The sequence below is a fragment of the Imperialibacter sp. genome, from assembly GCF_040222385.1.
In the GTDB taxonomy this organism is placed as follows: domain Bacteria; phylum Bacteroidota; class Bacteroidia; order Cytophagales; family Cyclobacteriaceae; genus Imperialibacter.
In genome coordinates this window covers 38,539-59,691 of the sequence record NZ_JAVKDF010000035.1, presented here as the reverse complement: position 1 = coordinate 59,691, position 21,153 = coordinate 38,539, and the positions used below count along the sequence as shown (strand labels likewise).

18 protein-coding genes are annotated in these 21,153 nt (G+C 46.7%); 17 read left to right on the top strand and 1 reads right to left on the bottom strand.

All coding sequences use genetic code 11. The features are described 5' to 3' along the window. Positions 1-254 precede the first annotated feature (254 nt). Both RIG68_RS16180 and RIG68_RS16175 read left to right on the top strand, forming a co-directional pair. Positions 255-701, top strand: a complete 447-nt coding sequence (locus RIG68_RS16180; RefSeq protein ID WP_350124395.1) for an Lrp/AsnC family transcriptional regulator — start codon at positions 255-257, stop codon at positions 699-701. Positions 702-704: 3 nt separating this feature from the next. Next, complete coding sequence (locus RIG68_RS16175) at positions 705-1,151, top strand: hypothetical protein (RefSeq protein ID WP_350124392.1); 447 nt, start codon at positions 705-707, stop codon at positions 1,149-1,151. 103 nt (positions 1,152-1,254) lie between these two features. Here RIG68_RS16175 and RIG68_RS16170 read toward each other — a convergent pair whose 3' ends face one another. Continuing rightward, on the bottom strand, positions 1,255-4,656 hold the full coding sequence (locus RIG68_RS16170) for a HEAT repeat domain-containing protein (RefSeq protein ID WP_350124389.1): 3,402 nt from the start codon (positions 4,654-4,656) through the stop codon (positions 1,255-1,257). A 260-nt stretch (positions 4,657-4,916) separates the two neighbouring features. Between RIG68_RS16170 and RIG68_RS16165 the strand changes: the two genes are divergently transcribed. From RIG68_RS16165 to RIG68_RS16095, 15 genes are all read left to right on the top strand, one after another. Then, complete coding sequence (locus RIG68_RS16165) at positions 4,917-6,359, top strand: GntP family permease (protein ID WP_502880665.1); 1,443 nt, start codon at positions 4,917-4,919, stop codon at positions 6,357-6,359. 26 nt (positions 6,360-6,385) lie between these two features. Continuing rightward, entirely contained in the window at positions 6,386-7,549 is a 1,164-nt protein-coding gene (locus tag RIG68_RS16160; protein ID WP_502880652.1) for a mannonate dehydratase, read from the top strand. 509 nt (positions 7,550-8,058) lie between these two features. After that, on the top strand, positions 8,059-8,781 hold the full coding sequence (locus RIG68_RS16155; RefSeq protein ID WP_350124383.1) for a polysaccharide biosynthesis/export family protein: 723 nt from the start codon (positions 8,059-8,061) through the stop codon (positions 8,779-8,781). 6 nt (positions 8,782-8,787) lie between these two features. Then, positions 8,788-11,145, top strand: a complete 2,358-nt coding sequence (locus RIG68_RS16150; RefSeq protein WP_350124380.1) for a GumC family protein — start codon at positions 8,788-8,790, stop codon at positions 11,143-11,145. A gap of 774 nt (positions 11,146-11,919) precedes the next feature. Then, positions 11,920-12,426 (top strand): UpxY family transcription antiterminator, encoded by a 507-nt coding sequence (locus RIG68_RS16145; RefSeq protein ID WP_350124377.1) that lies wholly within the window; start codon positions 11,920-11,922, stop codon positions 12,424-12,426. A gap of 355 nt (positions 12,427-12,781) precedes the next feature. Continuing rightward, on the top strand, positions 12,782-13,321 hold the full coding sequence (locus RIG68_RS16140; RefSeq protein WP_350124374.1) for an ArsR family transcriptional regulator: 540 nt from the start codon (positions 12,782-12,784) through the stop codon (positions 13,319-13,321). A 165-nt stretch (positions 13,322-13,486) separates the two neighbouring features. Continuing rightward, complete coding sequence (locus tag RIG68_RS16135; protein ID WP_350124371.1) at positions 13,487-14,782, top strand: nucleotide sugar dehydrogenase; 1,296 nt, start codon at positions 13,487-13,489, stop codon at positions 14,780-14,782. Positions 14,783-14,962: 180 nt separating this feature from the next. Beyond that, positions 14,963-15,175 carry a DUF8507 family protein gene (locus tag RIG68_RS16130; RefSeq protein ID WP_350124368.1) on the top strand — a complete coding sequence of 71 codons (213 nt, stop codon included), beginning with the start codon at positions 14,963-14,965 and terminating at the stop codon, positions 15,173-15,175. Continuing rightward, entirely contained in the window at positions 15,165-15,596 is a 432-nt protein-coding gene (locus tag RIG68_RS16125) for a putative toxin-antitoxin system toxin component, PIN family (RefSeq protein ID WP_350124365.1), read from the top strand. The genes RIG68_RS16130 and RIG68_RS16125 overlap by 11 nt, the downstream gene beginning before the upstream one ends. A gap of 170 nt (positions 15,597-15,766) precedes the next feature. Then, positions 15,767-16,777 (top strand): SDR family oxidoreductase, encoded by a 1,011-nt coding sequence (locus tag RIG68_RS16120; protein WP_350124362.1) that lies wholly within the window; start codon positions 15,767-15,769, stop codon positions 16,775-16,777. Positions 16,778-16,957: 180 nt separating this feature from the next. Further along, entirely contained in the window at positions 16,958-17,965 is a 1,008-nt protein-coding gene (locus RIG68_RS16115; RefSeq protein ID WP_350124359.1) for an NAD-dependent epimerase/dehydratase family protein, read from the top strand. A 181-nt stretch (positions 17,966-18,146) separates the two neighbouring features. Continuing rightward, a complete protein-coding gene (locus RIG68_RS16110) occupies positions 18,147-19,088 on the top strand; it encodes an NAD-dependent epimerase/dehydratase family protein (protein WP_350124356.1) in 942 nt (313 codons plus the stop codon). 288 nt (positions 19,089-19,376) lie between these two features. Continuing rightward, the gene (locus tag RIG68_RS16105; RefSeq protein WP_350124353.1) at positions 19,377-19,793 is read left to right on the top strand and encodes a sugar 3,4-ketoisomerase; all 417 of its coding nucleotides are present in this window, start codon (positions 19,377-19,379) and stop codon (positions 19,791-19,793) included. After that, positions 19,790-20,206: a sugar 3,4-ketoisomerase gene (locus RIG68_RS16100; protein WP_350072280.1), complete on the top strand. Its 417-nt coding sequence runs from the start codon at positions 19,790-19,792 to the stop codon at positions 20,204-20,206. Before RIG68_RS16105 ends, RIG68_RS16100 begins: the two co-directional genes overlap by 4 nt. A 19-nt stretch (positions 20,207-20,225) precedes the next feature. Next, positions 20,226-21,152, top strand: a complete 927-nt coding sequence (locus RIG68_RS16095; protein WP_350124350.1) for a GNAT family N-acetyltransferase — start codon at positions 20,226-20,228, stop codon at positions 21,150-21,152. The last annotated feature ends 1 nt before the right edge of the window (position 21,153 follow it).

The window sequence follows — 21,153 nt, the reverse complement described above, 5'->3', positions numbered from 1 at the left end:
AGTAAGTAAAGTGTTGAATGTTAAAACTATGTTTTAAGGAGCCCTTTTACAAGTGAAAATTGTAGAGCAGTAGGGAGAACTTGCCGGGCCTGTCATAATTTGAGGCAAAATGAAATTAATGTTTGGAGGCCGCAGAGGATAGATGGTTTGAATATAATTAGGTATTTATGATAAAAAACTTTATTATAACTGTTAAAAAATTTACTTTTATTTATTTTATATGGTTGTAATTAACTTTGTGACGAACTACGGCAATGGACAATACTGATTTAAGGATACTGGATGAGCTGGCGGCCAATTCACGGATAACCGGGGCGGAAATAGCCAGAAAGATACATTTGTCGCTACCGGCGGTAACGGAACGGATGCGCAAGCTCGATAAGTCGGGCATGATCGAACAGTATACTGTCAGGTTCAGCAGGGGCATGCTTGGATTGAAGTTGCTGGCTTTTGTACAGGTGTGGCTTGACCATGCCGGAGCCGGGGAGGCCAGGGAGTACCTGACGAGCTTGCCTGAAGTGCTCGAATGCCACCATATTGCCGGCGATTATGACCTGCTTTTAAAGGTGTTGGTGAAAGACACGAGTGAGCTGGAGGAACTGCTTTCCAATAGGATCAAAGGAAGCCCGGCTGTGACCAGAACCAGCACAACCATTGTAATGAGTACATGTAAGGAGGATATCAATATCAGATCGAAATAGGAGATGACTTACAAGGAGGCACAGCAACTGGTAAAAGGGTTTGAAGCATGCACGTGGCCAGCTTCAGAATGGACCCATTTCGCTCATTTTGTAATGGCCGCATGGTATATCTATCACCATCCGTTGGTGGAGGCAAGAAAGCTCATCAAGAATGGAATAAAGAAATATAATATCTGCAATGGCGGCAAGAACACAGCAGAAGAGGGGTATCACGAAACAACTACCGAGTTTTACATTCAGGCCATCATACAATATCAACTCGAATTTGTGGAGGATATTGGTTTTGAAAATTTCCTTCGTGAATTAGCTTCCACTACAATTATCCATAAAGATTTTCTGCTAGGGTTCTATACAAGAGAATTACTAATGAGTAAAGAAGCAAGGGTGAGTTGGGAGATTCCTGATCTGAAACCGATGTCACGGATTCGCCAGGCTATTCTTCCAATATGAGTAAGGTGCATTGGCAAAATTTGTAAGGTGCCCTAAATGAAAAATCCCCTGTCGAACCATATTTCGACAGGGGATTTCTGTTTTAAGTGAAACTTAAAATTATCTATTTCAAATTCGCCAAAAACTCCACCACATCCCTGATCTCTCTCTTAGTCATAATGCCTCCCATGGGTGGCATGCTGCTTGGTGAGTTTTTGCGTTCGCTTATTCTCGCTGTGGGAATATGAAGTGGCTCGGCTTCTGAGGTTTTTAGCACCAACTCTTTGTCCGTTTCTTCCATCAAAATGCCAGACACTTTTTGTCCGTCTTTCAACGTCAGAGAAACAGAACCAAACCCAGGTGCCAGTCTTGCGCCTGGCTCAATCAATGCTTGAAGGATTTGCTCCCTTGTCAGCATACTGCCTATTCCGCCAAGCTGTGGGCCGACTGTAGTGCCTTCGCCTCTGATCACGTGACAACGGGTACATTGTGCAGCTGGGTGGGTGTAGAATGTTCTTCCACCCAAACGAGCATCACCGCCATAAAGCGTTTCCTGAAAGGCGGCAACAGTGTTGGTATCGTCAGACTTCAGTGGGACAAGCTTGGCGGCGAGTGCCGCTGAACCATTTGCCTCGGATGCCTCTATGAGATCAAGCGTCAGGCTCTTGTCCAGTTTCTTGTTGGTGAGCTGATCTATAAGCCCTGACAAGATTGCTTCGCTCTTTTCAGCGGACATTTTACCCAGCACTGTCAACATTTCCTGTTGTTCTTTCAAAGAACCTTTAGCAAAAATAGGAGTGACGATGCCGGGTAGATTTTCTGTAGAAATTTCCATTCCACTCAATAGGCCAAGGGCGGTTGTTCTCACTTCGCCCTCTTTGTCATTCATGCCCTTTTTCACAAGTCCTTCCATGTCGCTATAGCTAAGCTTGCCCAGGCTGGTGAGCATAGCCGATCTCACTTCAGGAAATGGATGGCTTGCCATCATAGTGGCCAGCTGGTCGTTGAAGTCAGCTACTTGCAAGTCAGCCAGCATATTTGCAGCGGCAATCACGACTGCGCTATTGGAGCTCTGAAGAAACTTACCAGCATTCGCTTTCGCTTTTGCCTGAGCAAGTGCAGCGTCTCTTTTGATTTCTCCACGATAGCGGCCGTCTACTCTGTCCATCACCGATGGATTGGCCCAGGTGCCCAGCGTCGCAAGTGCTTCTGCTTTTAGTTCCGGCGCCACGCCGTCTCTTAGCGCAAAGGCAATGACCATGTCCAGCTCTTTGTCTCCACCCACTCTCAAGGCGGCGTTAATGGCCCTTCTAAGCAAAGGCTCGGAGGTAAATCTAGTCTCGGCCAGAGTTGCTGCCAAAGCTGGCAGTGCAGGTTCAATCGACCAGTCGTCGTTGATAGCCCGTGCTGCTTCCGTTACAATGTACTCATCCTGATCTTTGAGGAAGGTGGCTACTTTTTCGCTGCCAAGCCTTCTTAGTACCAACACAGCGGCAATGCGCAAAGCCCTGCTTGAGCTGCTTGCCAGCGCTACCACTGGCTCTTGCTTGCCTATCCGGCTAAGAGCGAGTACGCCTGCGTGTCTGATGTAAATATCTTCATCGTTGTTGGCCTCAATCATTTTGATTAGGTCAGGAATAGCCTGTTCGTACTTGATTCTGCCCAATGCTTCAGCGGCATAGAACCTCGCTCTGGGATAGTCATTGCTCAAAAGTTTTACAAGCTGAGGGGCAGCTTCAGCGTACTTTAAATCTCCAAGCATTTTGGCAGCCTGGGCAACGATTTCAGGGTCGCTGTCACCAAGCAACCCAACAATCGGCGCTGCATGGTCGAGGCGTTGTCTTCCCAATTGCCCAAGACCCCAAACACCATGAACTCTTGCTAGTTGGTTGTCGGTTTGATCGATGGCCTTCTTAAATAGTTGCGCTCCTTTTTTCCCCCGATTTACCAGTTCGAACTGCGCTTTTTGACGAATACGCATGTCGGCGTGAGAAAGTAGTTCATACAGCCTGTCTTCGCTTTGATTTTCGTAGTCAAGCACCATCAGCTCTTTGGTTTCTTTACGAGCGGCTGCCAGGTCGTTCTTGTCGCTGGTTACATCTATTTTCCATACTCTGCCATAGTTCTTTGTGTCCCATCCATTGATCCAGTCGGCGGCGTAGAGTGCGCCATCCGGCCCAAACCGGATACCAGTTGGTAAGATGCCCAAAGCTAGTTTTTTCTCCTGCTCCAATTCGAAAGTGGCTCCTTTAGGCTTCAGGGTAAACGACCAAATCGGCGACCTGCTTGGGTTGCCAACAAACTCCACAAGGAAGAAATGGTTTTTCCAGGCTGAGCCAAGTGCTGTACCGGGGTTATACACCATTCCCGTTGGCCCGTTATGATAGTTCATGATGGGCGGAATGATGTAAGCGGCCTGACCATCCCAACGAGGTTGGAAGAGTCTTTCATCCATCCAAACATGGTACTTGTTGTTCCGGGGGTCGGTGTATTTTCCATACTGCCAGTTGGCTCTCCATCCAGCGTCGTGACCTTCTACTATATGTACAAGCCTTTCACTTTCACCACGGTGGTCACCGTCGTTGTCAGAGCTGATGATGTTGCCATAGGCATCGAAAACAAATTCATGCGTGTTGCGAAGCCCGGCAGCAAAGACCTCAAAGTTGCTCCCGTCAGGATCCGACCTTACAATCACACCCTGATTCGGATACTTGTAAGTACTTCCGTCTTTGGCGGTTAGGTTGGCTCCAATATCGCCAATGCCCCAGTAGATACGACCATCTGGCCCTTCAATGGCACCTGACATTCCGTGTCCACCGAAGCCGATATGTACAGCAAATCCTGTCGCTATCGACTCTTTTTTGTCCAGCACTTCATCGCCATTGGTGTCTTGAAGCCTCCACATATCCGGGCCAACACCAACAAAAACATCATTCTTTCTTACTAGCAGTGCTCCGGCTACGTCGGTTATTTCGTCGTGAAAATCGCTGAGGATACGCTTGGATACATCGGCAATGCCGTCACCATTTTCGTCTGTGAGCTTCCATACTTCTTCTTCCTCCACAGCCAGGTCTTTCCAGTCATGAGAGCCATCGTTGTTGAGGTCGGGCAGGTATTCATTTCTGGCACTGTTTTCTGGTGCGAATTCCTTATGTAAAAAGGCCCGGCGTTCCTCTGCGGTTTGCAATGCAATGGAACGGGTCATCCAGTCCTGGTGGCCACGAATATCGAACTCAGAGTGTTTCTGACGATTGGTTCTGGTGAGATATACATTGCCCTCATCGTCTATCGACATCGCAATAGGGTCAGGAGCCAGTGAGTCGGAGGCCCAAAGGCTCATGGTAATACCATCATAGAGTTCCAGGGAAGTGTTTTCACGGACTTCTTTTGCCCGGTTATAGGCAGTAGCCTGGTCTTCTTTTATCGTTAGTGGAGTTTCTTTAGGCAGCTCTTCGGTACAGCCGACGAGTAGCAAGGTCAGAAAAAAAGCAGGCCACAACCTGCGGGTGTTCAGTAGGAATGTCATATTAAACAGGAGTATATATTTGAAAGCATAAGTTTATATTATTTTAGACGAGGAAGCCAGTAGTTTGCCTTAAACGGCAGGAAAATTTCAAAGTCCCCGAAGATAACCTCCGTGTTCAGTCTGGGAGTGACCGCATACCATTCAGCCTGACAATCAGGGTAAATACATAATTTTTGTATTCACTTTTGTGAACCTGTCCCATAAAAAGGAGATATTAAGCTACGCATTTAAGTGAAGCGCCTAAACTACCTGCTTTGAACATACAGTATTTTACAGAAGATCCTCTGTTTATTTTAGCTATTGGCATTCTCGTCGTCTTTGTCAGTATCATAGGATTCCGGCTCCATGCGTTTCTGGCGCTACTGCTCGGAGCCTTTGTTGTAGCCCTTATCACTCCTGAAGCAGCTATTATCCTTTACCAAACAGGTAAGGGTGCTTCTGCTGTAGCTGCTCAGCGGCTTGCCAGCCAAAGCGAAGGTATCCGCATCGCTACAGAATTTGGAAATACCTGTGGTAAAATCGGGATACTGATCGCCATGGCCTCTATCATAGGCAAAACCATGCTGGAGAGTGGCGCTGCCGAAAAAATTGTGCGGTCAACACTGAAAATCACCGGCGACAAATATGCGCCCATGACATTTCTGGGCAGTAGCTTCTTTATCGGTATTCCCGTTTTCTTTGATACCGTTTTTTATCTCATGGTGCCGCTGGCCAAAGCCATGGCCATGAGGGTTGGGAAAAATTACGGACTGCTGATTCTTTGCATCGCTGCGGGAGCGGCTATGGCCAACTCGTTAGTTCCACCAACGCCGGGCCCACTATTTTTAGTCACCGAAATGAACATACCCATTGGCATGATGATGATGGGAGGCTTCCTTGTTGGGCTGGTGACCATCAGCGCCGGTTACCTTTATGCCGCCTGGGCCAATCGAAAGTGGCCAATTCCACTACGGGATGCTGTAGATGCTCCGTTGGATGAGATTAAGTCACTGTCTGAGAAAGATGAGCGGGAGCTTCCAGCACTGTGGTTTTCCTTGCTGCCGATATTTATCCCTATTGTGTTGATAAGCGTAAATGCCCTGGTAGGTTCCTTCGTCGAAGTGAGTACAATGTCATCGTCGTGGTTGACTGGGGTGCTGGAATTTGTTGGAGAAAAAAATGTCGCCTTATCCCTGGGGGCTCTGTCTTCCATCTGGTTGCTGGCTGTGCAGAAGAAAGGTGACAAAAAGGGACTAACTGCCTCAGTTCAAACCGCCCTGATGAGTGCGGGCGTGATCATACTTATTACATCAGCCGGCGGCGCCTTTGGCGGAATGTTACAACAAACGGGCATTAGCCTGCGACTGGCTGAGCTCACCAAAGACTACCAAATGGCGTTGATACCACTGGCTTTTTTTATAACGGCTATTGTCCGAACAGCTCAGGGGTCGGCGACAGTAGCAATGATTACGGCCTCTGGAATATTGGCGGGCATGGCAAACACGGGCACGCTGGAATACCACCAATTGTACCTTGGGCTGGCCATTGCCTGCGGCTCGAAACTTATTCCCTGGATGAATGACAGCGGATTCTGGATTGTGTGTAAAATGAGTAACCTTACCGAGCAGGAGGCACTCAAAACTTTTTCTCCCCTGCTTACCATCATGGGACTGGTCGGGTTGATCGTCATTCTTATTGCTGCCAGTATTTTCCCCCTTATCTAATTGATATATCAGAAACGTCGAAGAATATGACACCGAATATTAACCGAAGAAAGGCCATCTCTTCCCTGTTAAAAACCTCGCTTGGAACCACAGCCATGGTTGGATCGATGGGTTCAATGATGACGGGGTGTGAGGCAGCAGACAGCAAGGCCAAGGCTGACTCGCCACCGAAAACCAAACCAATGCGCATGCACGTTGGCTGCCAGCACGGGGGCACGGGAAAAGAAAACCTTGAGTATCTGGCCCGGCACGGGGTGTATCACCTGGACGGAGGCTCCCCGAAGTTGATTGAAGGAGTTGGTTGGGATTTGGAAGACTCGCTTGCAAAAAAGGAGGCCTGTGAAAAATACGGGATCAGCCTCGATGCCTATCACCTACCCCTTTCTTCAGCTGGTATCGACAAGATTTCAACGCCTAATATTATGCTGGGGAAAAGTCCGGAGCGAGACAGGGAAATCGAGATGATCCAGCAAATGATTTCGGTGGCAGGTAAAACGGGTGTTCGTACGTTGAACTACAATACCATCATTCTGGAAATTTTGAGAACCGGGCGAACCATTGATCCGACCAGAGGTAATGCCTCTTACAGCACATGGAATTACGAGGAGGCCCTGAAACAAAACAAACCCAAGACCATAGCAGGCGACGTATCGATCGATGAAATGTATGAGCGCATCACCTATTTTCTCGACAGGGTGCTGCCGGTGGCCGAGGAATACAACGTGCGCCTGGCCAACCACATCGCCGACCCACCAGCGCCCGTGGGATTCAGAGGGATCACCCGATGGAACAGTCCAGATGTATTTGAAGGGATCAAGAAATTTGCGCAGTTATATGACAGCCCCTCACACGGATTTAACTTGTGCCTCGGGTCGACGGCTGAAGGATTGAAAGATCCGAGAACAGAGATTTTACCTATTATCCGCTGGGTAGGAGAGAGGAAGCAAATTTTCAATATTCACTTGCGAAACATCAAAGGAGGGTGGGATAATTTTCAGGAAGTATACCCCGACAACGGGGATATGAATTTTGCCGAAATCATCCGGGAATTGAGAAATGTTGACTTCAACGGCATGGTGATGCCGGATCACATCCCGCACCACGATGACCCCGCCAGTGGCCTTCAGGGTCATGCCTTCGCTTTTGGTTATATTAAGGCATTGATTGATGTGATTGGTAGCGAAGCATAATCTTCAGGAGATTTCGTCTTGCCGACTAAGAACCATCACCTGTCTCCACTCTTCCGTCTCCCGTATGACTGTCTGAACATCTGCGTGTCTGACTGTCTCCGCCGAAGGAGAGCCTTTTTGTATTTTTCTCAAACCAACTTGCACTTTTTTGCCTTTCATTGTTGCGTCTAAGCCGAAATTTGATGCATATTGCCAACTATACCTTTGTGAGTATTTGTGTAGACTCCCTTAATGACGCCGTCAGGTGGGTAAATTTTGATTTTAATTGTAAGTTTGCAACTTCGAACCTGGGAGTGAAACGGGCCTTCCTTTGCTATACGCCACTGGTGCAAAAGGATCAACGACAGTTCATTTTTGGTTGCAGACGGTAAAAACATGTAATTCATTCCGGTATAATGCTAACATTTGGTGTCAGGAAGTCCTGGTCTGGGCTGGTTTTTAATATAATTCTATTTTTTTTACTCGGCGCAGCCCTTAGCGCATGCATTTCCAATAAGAAGGTAGTGTACATGCAGGAAGCCAATGAGGAGTCCCCTGCGGTTCCCAACGACAGCTTGCTAAGCTTCCCCTATAAAACCTATGTGGTGCAGCCAGGTGATAATCTGGACATCAAGATCAAAAGCCTGGATGGCACCACAGATGACATGTTCAATGTTGGTGGGTTGGCCACGCAGGCTGCTGGCCAACTGATCAACAACGCCTCTGACATTTTCTATCTCACAGGCTTCAATGTAGATGCCAATGGCATGATTGAGGTGCCGGTGATCGGCAGAATCGCAGTAGCGGGGAAAACACTGGCTGAGGTAAGAAAAGTGGTGGAAGAATCGGCACAGGTATACATCAAGGATCCTTATATCTCAGTGAAATTGGGTGGTATCCGGTTTACAGCGTTGGGTGAATTTAGAAGCCCTGGCAGGTATGGCGTACTTCAAAACAGGTTGACTATTTATGAAGCCATTGCTTCGGCTGGCGACTTGCAGATAGAGGCCAACAGAAAAGAAGCTTTACTTATCCGCCAATACCCTGAAGGGCAGCGTATCCACAAAATAGACTTGACGCATCGTGACTTGATTAACTCTGAGTTTTATTATATCCAACCAGGCGACCAATTGTATGTGGCGCCTTTGAAAGTACGAGAGCTCGGAACAGGCATTACTACTTTCCAAACCATTAGCGCCGTGGCTGCCACCATCACCGCCGTTTTTTTGATCCTTAACTTTTTCACCAAATAGTCATTCATGGACGCACAGGGAGTAAATAAGTTGCCCACAGTTCCTACTTATGTTGAAGAGGAAAATTTAGATGTGAAAGATTGGGTGTACAAAATCCTGGATTATTGGCAATTTATTTTTCTGTCAGTAATAATTTGCGTTGGAGTTGTTTTTCTTTTTCATAGGTATTCAACCCCTAGGTTTGAGGTGGCAGGAACAATTCTGATAAAGGAAGATAAAAAATCTATTAACCCAGAACTTTTACAGGAGCTTCAATTTTTTCAAGGAAATTCAACAAAGCAAAATGAAATTGAGTTATTAGGATCCTATTCACTTCTCAAGCGAGCAATCGAAACGCTTAGTTTCGATATAGCATATTATGGTGTTGGTAGGATAAAACAAAGAGAAATTGAACCTGACAAAATGCCTTTTCGGGTGAGTTTTGTTAATGAAGCAAGACCAGAGCGAAATTTAGCTTTCAGCGTTGAGATACAAAAAAATGGAGGCTTTGTTTTATTTTCAGAAGAACTTGGCCTCCCTCGTCAAAATTATCAGTTTCCTGCGGTCATCGAGTTCAATGGAATCTCTTTTAAAGTCGAAGAGAGGCAAATGGATTTAGCTGAGGTTGATTCTTACCAATTTGTGCTTTTTAATAGTTGGGGGTTGGCAAGGGCTTACCGTGGAAGGATTCGAATCTCTGACGTTAACAAAGAGGCAAGCATTTTGGCAATTAGCATGCAGACGGAGTTGCCGTCAAAAGGCGTGCAGTTTATCAATAGCTTAATAAATATATACATTCAACGTGAGTTGGAGGAAAAAAATGAAACTGCAACTCGGACAGTCGAATTTATAGACGAGCAGCTGGCAAGTATCCAAGACTCTTTACTGTTGATAGAGCGCCGGTTACAAACATTTAGAACAGACAATCGAGTAGTCGACATTAGTCAAGAAGGCCTTGCAGCATTACAAAAACTTGAGGATCTTGAAAATAAAAGGGCTGAAGAGAGATTTCGAATAGAATATTATAATTATATAGTTGCTTACCTTAAGGAAGAAACACGGCCTCACGGTATTATTAGTCCATCTACTGCAGGAATAGATTCGCCGCTCTTGGAAGCGTTGACGCAAAACCTGGCTGAATTGAGTTCACAATTGCTGCAGATTGAAATTGGAGCAACGGATGCTAATCCTCAAGTATTATCTCTAAAGAATCAGACCCAGAAAGTAATTTTATCAATTATTGAGAACGTACAGAACCTAAAAGGAAGTAGCGAAATTCTTGTTGCTGATCTTACTTCGAGGATTAAAGAGTCGGAGAGGTTGGTCAATAAATTACCACTTACCGAAAGAACACTTGTGAACATTCAACGAAGGTTCTCCTTGAGTGAGAATTTGTTTATATACCTCCAAGAAAAAAAGGCTGAGGCAGGCATTGCAAAGGCATCTAATGTGCCGAACGCCAAAGTTGTAGATCCACCAATGTTACGAGGACAAACGTTTCCAACCCCTTTAAGGAACTATGCAATTGGCTTTAGTTTTGGGTTAATTTTACCAATTGTATTAATTGTTATCAAAGATTTCTTTTCGATTAGCATTCAATCTGTTCATGAAATTACAAAAAGTACAAAATTGCCGGTTTTGGCTTCAATTGCGCTGAGCAGGTATGAAACGGAGTTAGTGATGGAAAAGTATCCTCGATCGCAGGTGGCCGAAAGCTTTAGGAAAATGCGAGCTTCGATGAAATTTTTGGAGCGAAAGAATCATAAGGTGGTGATGGTTACTTCGTTTCTATCAGGAGAGGGGAAATCGTTTCTAACCATGAACACAGCCATAATGCTTGCGAAAATGGGACAAAAAGTTCTATTGCTAGGTTTAGACCTTCGTAAGCCGAAAATTTTTGACTCTTTTGGAATATCAAATGATCAAGGGATGAGCCAGCTACTCATTGGTGATAAGAAATATGAAGACGTAATTCAGTCAACGGAAATAAAGGGCTTGGATATGATTGCTGCTGGACCGATCCCCCCCAACCCAAATGAACTGCTAATGGGACAGGAGTTCGATGATGCAATGAGGTGGTTCAAGGAGCACTATGACCATATTGTAATTGATACCCCACCTGTAGGTCTTGTGTCGGATCCTATCGAGATTAGTCGCCATGCTGATGTGGCATTATTTATTATAAGACAGGATGTCACTCCCCGCCACGCCATTGATTACATTAATGATATCCATAACAAAGGTCTAATCAATAATATTGGAATTGTTCTAAACGGGGTCGACTTTAAGAAACCAAAATGGCATTCTATTTATGGATATGGTTACGGCTATGGTAATTACTATGGAGGCAAAAAAGCCTCGGGTAGCGGATATTACCAGGACTAGAGCCGTCAGACTATCCTCAATCCTTTGTTCGGACTGTCAGACGTTCAGACAGTCACAATTCCCTGTAAAAGCCATCAGTCGGTGTTTTAATCCTTTTGGTGTCTCTCGCAGAGGACACTGAAAGAGTTGCGATCGTCTTCTTTTCGCCGACATAGTCCCACTAAGAGAATGGATTTGATTGACTCCCTCACAGTCCCTGACGGAGACTCCAAGGGGAATAGTTTTTCCGTCCGACTGTCCGAACATCCGACAGTCAGACTATCCACAATCCTTTTGGTGTCTCTCGCAGAGGAATCCTTTTGGTGTCTCTCGCAGAGGACACTGAAAGAGTTGCGATCGGCTTCTTTTCACCGAAATAGTCCCACTAGGAGAATGGATTTGATTGACTCCCTCAGAGTCCCTGAAGGAGACTACAAGGGGAATAGTTTTTCCGTCCGACTGTCCGAACATCCGACAGTCAGACTATCCACAATCCTTTTGGTGTCTCTCGCAGAGGACACTGAAAGATTTATGACCGGCTTCTTATAGGCTTCTTTTATCGCCCCTTCAGGGCTCGTAGGTAGGATGATCAAACCCCGCCTCCGATCTTCCGTCTCCTCTCTGAATGTCTGAATGTCTGAATGTCTGAATGTCTGAATGTCTGAATGTCTGAATGTCTGAATCTGCTATCTTCTCCCCCCAAATCAAAAATCCTCCCACCCCCTTCGAATTGTGCTAAAAAAAATATGACATGTCCATCTGGCTTCCTACCTTTGAGTAGTATTTCTACTCATTATGCCAGCAACCACCCATTGGTACGTATTATATACCCGCTCGAGGACTGAGAAGAAGGTGGCGGAAACCCTCAAGAAGCACGGTTTTAGAAGCTATTGCCCAACGGTTACAACCATCAGGCAGTGGAGCGATCGGAAAAGGAAAGTGCAGGAACCTCTGTTCAGATCTTATGTTTTTGTTAGTGCTACCGTAGAAGAACGTGTACCTATCCTTCAAACGCCTGGCGTCATTAACTTTGTGTACTGGCAAGGCAAGCCCGCCATTGTAAGGCAAAACGAAATTGAAGCCATTGGCATTTTCACGCAAGAGTTAGCCTCGAAAAATGTGTCAGAGCTTTCTTTCGATTTCCAAGAAGGATCAACTGTTAAAATAGACTGGGGTGCTTTTAAAGGCATGGAAGGAGAATGCATTGCCAGACAAGGCAACAAGATCATCCTTCATATTGAGTCGCTGGGCCAGGTGATCCGGGCCGAAGTGCCTGCTGTGCATTTGCAACAGGCTCGTTGAGTGGAATAAAGGAAGTTTTTTTCTTCCTAACATGAAAATAAAATGGTTGGCGGATGTCACGATGTGTGACTGAGGAGGCGAAGCTGTGCCGGAGACTGGAAAGTCAGATTGTCCGATACTCACACAGTTCAGACACTCAGACACTCAGGCGATCCGACCTGTCGACCTAAGCATCGCCGTAGGTTGAAAATCCGAACATCCGAAAGTCCGAACATCCGAACCGCCCGACTCGTCTGAATAGTCCGATCATCCGAAAGTCTGAATCATCCGACTTGTCGACCGAAGCTTCAGCGTAGGTTGAACGATCCGACCATCTGAATAGTCCGACCCGTCTGAACCATCCGAATAATCCCCCTTGCTCGATACCCTCATCACTTCCAAAACACGCATTAAACTCCTGGTCAGGTTTTTCCTGAGCCCGGGCAGCAGATCGTATTTGCGGTCGCTGGAGACAGAATTTGGGGAGAGCACCAACTCTATTCGCTTGGAACTCAACAGGCTTGAAGGCGCTAACTTGTTGAGAGCAGAACTGGAAGGCAATAAGAAGGTATACAGTGCCAACGATCAGCACCCGCTTTTCGGCGAGATCAATAAGCTGGTGCGCAACTACCTGGGGCTCGATGTCCTTGTGGAGAAAGTGGTGGATAAACTAGGTAACCTCCACAGTGTCTACCTGATCAATGAGCTGGCAGAAGGGAAAAATACGTCCAATATCGACATGGTGATTGTAGGTGATGCTATCGACACACAGTATTTGTCCCTTTTGGTGGCCAAAGCGGAGCAACTTATTCACAGAAAGATCAATTATAGCATATTCAGCTTGTTCGAGATGGACAATGTAAAATCCGAACTGAACCGCAAGCCTTTGCTGCTGCTTTGGTCTGCCGATGAGTAGGTGTCGGAGCGGTAATAGCCACCCCTGCAAGCCGTGTCCGCCCGCTGGCGGAAGCCGTCAGACACCGAATGAAAAGAAAGCCGTAAAGGCGCTGTGTTTCACACACCTTAAAATACAGAGCCGCAATCTTAAATATGTATTCTCATATCCGCCATCGTTAATCCCATGACCAACTTCCCCTCCAACCCTAAAATAGGCCTCATCGGCCTGGGCTATGTAGGCCTTCCGTTAGCCGTCGAATTTGCCAAACAATTTCCTACCGTTGGTTTTGATATCAACCTGGCTCGGGTAAAAGAACTTAATCAGGGCCACGACCATACGCTGGAGGTAAGCGATACTGATCTTCAAAAGGTTGTGTCGAAGGAGCTTTCTGCAGGCAAAGGCCTTTTAGTGAGCGCTTCCAAGGAAGACCTCACTAGCTGCAATGTGTTCATTATCACGGTACCTACTCCCACCGACAGGCACAACAGGCCAGTGCTTACGCCGCTCATCAAAGCCAGCGAAACGGTGGGAAGCGTGATGAAACCTGGTGCGGTGGTAGTATATGAGTCAACGGTATACCCTGGTGTCACCGAAGACGAGTGTGTGCCGGTGCTGGAAAAGGCATCTGGACTGTCATTCAATAAAGACTTTTTCGCAGGCTACAGCCCTGAGCGGATAAATCCGGGGGACAAGGAGCATACAGTGGCTAAAATTCTTAAGGTAACCTCAGGTAGCACACCGGAGGCGGCTGAGTTCATCGATGGGCTGTATGGCAAGGTAATTACCGCCGGCACCTACAAAGCGTCCTCCATGAAAGTAGCCGAGGCTGCCAAGGTGATCGAAAACTCTCAGCGAGACATTAACATCGCTTTTGTGAATGAGCTGTCCAAGATTTTTAACAAGCTGGGGATCGACACACATGAGGTATTGCAGGCAGCCGGCACCAAATGGAATTTTTTACCCTTCAAGCCGGGGCTGGTGGGCGGCCATTGTATAGGCGTTGACCCATATTACCTGGCACAAAAAGCACAGGAAGTAGGCTATCATCCCGAGATCATCCTCGCCGGCCGTCGGTTGAACGACAGCATGGGAGGCTATGTGGCATCTGAAACGGTCAAGCTCATGGTGAAAAAAAGTGTTCCCGTGGCGAATGCCCGCTGCCTTATATTAGGCTTTACGTTCAAAGAGAACTGCCCCGATGTACGCAACACAAGGGTCATCGATATTATTGACGAGCTAAAGTCTTTTCACACAGAGCCAATCATCTTCGACCCGCAAGCAAACAGCGCCGAAGTAATGGCGGAGTATGGCATAGACATATTGAATAAGCTTCCGGAAGGAAAATTTGATGCAGTCATATTGGCTGTAGCTCACAAAGAATTTGCACAGCTCGACATCCGGTCTTTGGTCACAGAAAATGGTGTCGTCTACGATGTAAAGGGAATTTTACCGAAGGAAGTAATCGATGGCCGACTCTGATAAAAGGAATGCATGAATCACCATGAGGACGCCATCGGTATCTGAGTAAAGAGGTCGCTCCATCCGCCAACACAAGAGCGCCCTCTTTACTTCACGCCAGAAAACGTCATCGCCAGGCATTGTCAAAACCCGGCAAGTGTGCTTGACGTTACCAGATAATATAGCTATTTTCATTAGCCCATGAATCTATCAGACGATAAATTGACTACTCTTCAGCTAGAACTTTTGAAAGTCTATTCATTCAATCCTTCTCCAAAGGAGATGGAAGAGTTGAAACTTTTCTTGGGCAAATTTTTTGCCGATAGGTTCACACAGAAAGTAGAGTTAGCTGCCAAAGAAAATGGGATAACCAGCAAAGATCTCGACAATTGGCTTGAGGAAGATGGACAGTAGGCCTCGGATTGTGTTGGATACAAATGTCTTTTTAGTAGCAATTTTACCAAAGCACAAATATTGGTGGGTATTTCAAGCATTTATGGATCAAAAGTTTATTCTTCTGCTCAGCACCGAAATACTAACTGAGTATAATGAAAAATGCATCGACAAGTATGGTAGTAGTTTATCGGAAGAGCGGCTGGAGTTTCTACTAGAATTTCCCAATGTTGAATTGGTTACACCCTTCTATAGATGGAACCTTATTAACGACGATCCTGATGACAATAAATTTGTAGATTGTGCTGTGGCTGGTCAGGCCGATCACATAGTCAGTCATGACAAACATCTAAATGTGCTAAAGCAAATTCCTTTTCCAAGAGTCAATGTTGTCAGACTACCGGAATTTCATGAATTACTAAACGGCAATAAAACGGCATGACGAACTCCGGATTTCAGATACTTCGATCCGTCGACCAAAGCTTTTTTCAACTGCCGAAGCTTCAGCGAAGGTAGTGGCGTAGGTTAAACCATCCGAACCGTCCGAACATCTGAACTGTCTGAACCATCCGAACATCTGAATTGCCCGAACCGTCCTTTAATCCATATCTCTTGAATACTAAATTATTCAACACCCCTTTCCACACAGGCTCCCTGGCCGACAAAAAATTCCTCATCACCGGAGGGGCTGGCTTCATTGGATCCAACATCGTCGAATACCTCCTTCGCTACGGAGCAGGCCATGTGCGGGTGCTCGACAACCTGAGCAATGGCTACTACGAGAACATCGAAGAGTTCATGTCGCTTCCCAATTTCGAATTCGTTGAAGGCGACATCCGTGACCTTTCTACCTGCCAAAAAGCAGTCGAGGGAATGGACTACGTCACCCACCAGGCAGCCCTGGGCTCAGTGCCCCGCTCGATAAAAGACCCTGTTACTTCGAATGAAGTAAACATAGCTGGCCACCTGAACATGCTGGTGGCAGTAAAAGAGAACAAGGCCGTAAGAAGAATGGTGTATGCCGCCTCTTCTTCTACCTATGGCGACAGCCCCGACCTCCCCAAAGTTGAGGGCAGAGAGGGGAAATCCTTGTCGCCCTATGCGGTAACCAAGGCAGTCAACGAAATGTACAGCGACGTGTTCAGTAAAACCTATGGCCTTCACACCATTGGGCTTCGCTATTTCAACATATTTGGCCCTAATCAAAACCCCAACAACCCTTATGCTGCGGTGATTCCCATCTTTTGCCAGGCGTTTATCGAAAACAAGCAGCCCACGATTAATGGGGATGGCAAAACCACCCGGGACTTTACTTTTGTAGCGAACGCTGTGCAGGCCAATATCAGGGCCATGTTGTTAGCAGAACTAAGGCAACATGAGGTAATGAACACAGCCTGTGGCGATCAGATCAGCCTCAATGAAATGATCACTATGCTGCAGGAAATGACTGGAAAGGACATCAAGCCGGTATACGGCCCCGAGCGCCCCGGCGACGTAAAACATTCCAAAGCCAGCATCGACAAAATTACTAAGCTATTGGGCTATCAGCCCACTGTCCGCTTCCGGGAAGGATTGGAGTTGGTATACGAATGGTATCAAGCTAAATATAAATCGTCGAAATGATCGACAGTCAGATATTCAGACACTCAGACAGTCCGACACTCAGACACTCCGAACCGTCCGACTATCCGAACCATCCGAAAGTCCGACTTGTCAACCGAAGCCTTGGCGTAGGTTGAACCATCCGAACATCCGAACCATCCGAATGTCTGAATTGTCCGAACCGTCTGAACATCTGCAACTATGAGTAAGATATTGGTAACGGGCTCCGCCGGATTTATTGGAATGCACACCGCTATTCGACTGGCAGCCGACGGACATCAAATCACCGGCCTCGACAACCTCAACACCTACTACAGCGTGGAACTCAAAATGGCCCGTCTCAAGCAGCAGGGCATTGATACCTCCCAGGTGATGTACAACAAAGAAATGACCGGCACCAAAGGCATCAGCTTTATCCAGCTCGACCTTACTGATAGTGAACACATAGAAGCCCTGTTTGAAAAGCACCAGTTCGACTACGTGATCCACCTGGCCGCCCAGGCAGGTGTGCGCTACTCCATCGAGAACCCACATGCCTATATCGACTCTAATGTGAAGGGATTCTTGAATATCCTGGAGGCCAGCCAGCGAAACAAGGTCAAGCATTTAGTATATGCCTCCAGCTCCTCGGTGTACGGCATGAACGACAAAGTGCCCTTTGAAGAAACCGACACCACCGAAACCCAGGTGTCGCTCTACGCCGCCACCAAAAAAGCCAACGAAGCCATCGCCCACAGCTATGCGTCGGTGCACGGCTTACCGCTCACCGGTTTGCGCTTCTTCACGGTGTACGGTCCCTGGGGCAGACCGGACATGGCCCTGTTTAAGTTCACCAAAAACATTCTGGCCGGCAAGCCTATCGATGTGTACAACGAAGGGAACCTCAGCCGTGACTTCACCTATGTGGACGACATCGTAGAAGGCATCGTGCAGTTGGTGCCCAAAAAGCCAGTAGCTACCTTGCCCTATGCCATTTATAATATCGGCAACGGCAACCCCGTCAAGCTCATGGACTTCATTGCCTGTCTGGAAAAAGAATTGGGTAAAAAAGCCATTTTGAACATGATGCCCATGCAACTTGGCGACGTAGAAAAAACCTGGGCGAGTACATGTGCTTTGCAAGATCTAACCGGATACAAACCGGAAATAACTTTGGATGAGGGAATGAAGAATTTTGTTGCTTGGTATAATCAGTATAATAACAGATAATGTCGAACCGTCCGACCTGTCTACCGAAGCTTCAGCGTAGGTTGAACCATCCGAATGTCTGAACTATCCGAACCGTCCGAACTATCCGAACCGTCTGAATTGTCCGAACCATCTGAACCATCCGACAGTCCGAACATCCGAATGTCTGAACCGTCCGAACATCTGAACCATCCAAAAACTCATGTCAACTAAACCAAAGGTACTAGTCACAGGCGGAGCAGGCTTTATTGGCTCCCATGTGGTAGACAGGCTGACAGATCAGGGCCACTATGACGTCACGGTAATGGATAACCTGGTTACCGGCCGATTAGAGAACCTGACCCACCATGGTGAGGCCGTTATTCTCATCAACGCCGACATTTCCGACTCGTCTTCATGGCAAACGCTAAACTTTACACCAGACTATATAATCCACCTGGCCGCTCAGGTAAGCGTGCCCGCTTCTTTTGGAGACCCGGCCTACTGCCATCGTGTTAATGTTAGCGGGTTCCTCAATATGCTGGATTTTGCCCGGGTGAGCAAGGTGAAGAAAGTAGTGTACGCCTCGAGCTCGGCCATCTATGGCGACCAGGGAGAAAGAAGAATCAGTGAGAGCGACGCACCAAATCCTTTATCGCCGTATGGAGCCAGTAAGTTGCTGAACGAATGGTATGCCGGTAAGTATCACGAGTGGTTTGGGCTGTCGGCCATCGGATTGCGGTTTTTTAATGTATATGGCCCCAGGCAGCTCAACGATTCACCCTACTCAGGTGTAATTGCCAAATTCAAACACCTGATCCAAAATGAGCAACCTGTAACCATTTTTGGAGATGGAAAGCAGACAAGAGACTTTGTGTATGTGACAGAGGTGGCAAAAGCCATTGAATTGGCTATGTTGTCTCCTGCTTCGTTGAATGTCTTTAATGTTGGAACCGGTGAGCCGTGTGACCTCACCCATTTAGCCGAAATATTCTCTTCTGTTTTTGGCAGAGAACTGGTACTTCAATATCAACCAGCGAGAGAGGGCGACATTCGCCATAGCCGGGCCAATGTGGGAAAGCTTAAAACGGAATTGGGCTTTCAATCAACGATTGACTTAAAGGCGGGAGTTCGGCTCCTTACCTCAACGGAGGAAGAAAAGTAGGATGCCTGATAAAGTCAACATCAGCCTCTCATATGCCATCGATAAGATAGGCAGTGGAAACTCCGTGAAATTGATGGGCTTCATTGCCTGCCTGAAAAATGAGGGTAGGAAAAAGCCACTCTTAATATGACGCCCGTGCAGCCTGGCGACGTGGAAAACACCTGGCCAGCACAATGGGACTTAATGGGGCGGTAGGGTATAAGAGCAAAACGTCGCTTGCAAAAGTTGTGAAGCAGTTTGTAATTTGATTCACAGGATACTAGCATTGAAAACGAACTACTTTTGGATATGAATGTTTCCGAAGCGTCAAATCACAAAATCATAGAGTTCCCTAAAATTATCGATGAACGGGGGAATCTGACCTTCATGGAAAATGGGCACTACATCCCTTTTGATATTAAAAGAGTATTTTGGACCTATGATGTGCCTGGGGGAGAGACCAGGGGAGCACATGCCTATAAAGAGCAGCATGAGGTGATTATTGCCCTGTCGGGGTCTTTTGATGTGGTAGTTACAAGCGCTGATGGGCAAACGGAAAAAATTCAGCTAAATCGGTCTTATTACGGCTTGTATTTGCCCCCAATGACCTGGAGGCATATGGAAAATTTCAGCACTAATGCGTTGAGCTTCCACATCTCTAGCCACGAGTATCGGGAAAGTGATTATGTGAGAGACATCACCTCTTTTTTAAGACTGACAAAGTGAACAAGTCAACTGTTTTTGATTGTAGTTTGCTGGAGCTCCCGAAGATAAAGGCTGCATCGGGGAGTATTACCTCCATCAATAATTTTAAAGAAATTCCCTTCGGAATAAAGAGGACATACTACCTGTATGACTTACCAAGCGCTTCTTCCAGAGGGGGCCACGCTCACAAGGATCTTCACCAACTCATCATCGCTGCAAGTGGTAGCTTCGATGTGATGTTGCAGGACGGAAGAATGAAAAGGACTGTCCAGTTGAATCAACCCAATATTGGTCTTTATTTGCCACCTGGTTTGTGGAGGGAGCTTTCCAATTTTTCAAATGGAGCCATCTGTCTGGTACTTGCCTCTGAGCTATATACAGAAGAGGACTATATAAGAGATTTCGATCAGTTTCTGACATATAAATCTTTATAGCACCAAAGGTTTCTATTATATGGAAATAGTTGAAGTAACAGCACAAGAATATAACGCAATGGTCAGTGCTGCGCACGTGTTTAGTACCGTGGGCTTTAATACCCTGAACGCTGACAAAGTCGACGCTGTAAAATTCTTGGTATTTAAGGATTCTAAAGTACGCATGGGGTTGATTCTTGGCATCAAAGGAGCGACAGCGAAATCCCCTTTTTCGGCTCCCTTTGGAGGGTTTTCTATGGCCGGAAGCCCGTCGCTGGAGCAACTCGACGAAGCCACTGATGCTTTGAAAAGCTGGATAACGGGCAACCTCCTCACGGAGCTGGTCATCACTCCGCCGCCACTGCTTTACGACCCTTCGGTGCTATCAAAAGTGACCAATGTGCTTTATAGAAAGGGGTTTGTTCAGAAAAACATGGACCTTAATTACGCTCTCGACCTGGAAACGGAGCTGCCCTATGCCAGTCTTTTGCGAAAAAACGCCAGAAAAAACCTGAACAACGCCCTGGCCAACAATCTGGTGCTCAAAGTGTGTGCTACAGCTGAGGAAAAAGAGGCAGCCTATCAGGTGATTGCGGCCAACAGGGCAGCCAAAGGCTATCCTTTGCGAATGACCTGGCAGCAGATGCTCAGCACCACCAAAATTATTGAAGCCGATTTTTTTCTGGTGACAAAAGAGGACGTAACCGTTGCCGCTGCCATTGTTTTCGCTGTAACGGACGACATCATGCAGGTGATCTACTGGGGCGACATGGTTGAGTACTCACATATGCGGCCCGTTAATTTTCTTGCCTGCCAGCTTTTTGAGCATTATCGGAACGCTGGAAAAAAGGTATTGGACATTGGCCCATCGACTGAAGACTCTCTGCCCAACTACGGTTTGTGTGATTTCAAAGAGAGCATAGGTTGTGAGGTGAGTATAAAGCCTTCCTATATTTGGTCAGTTTGAA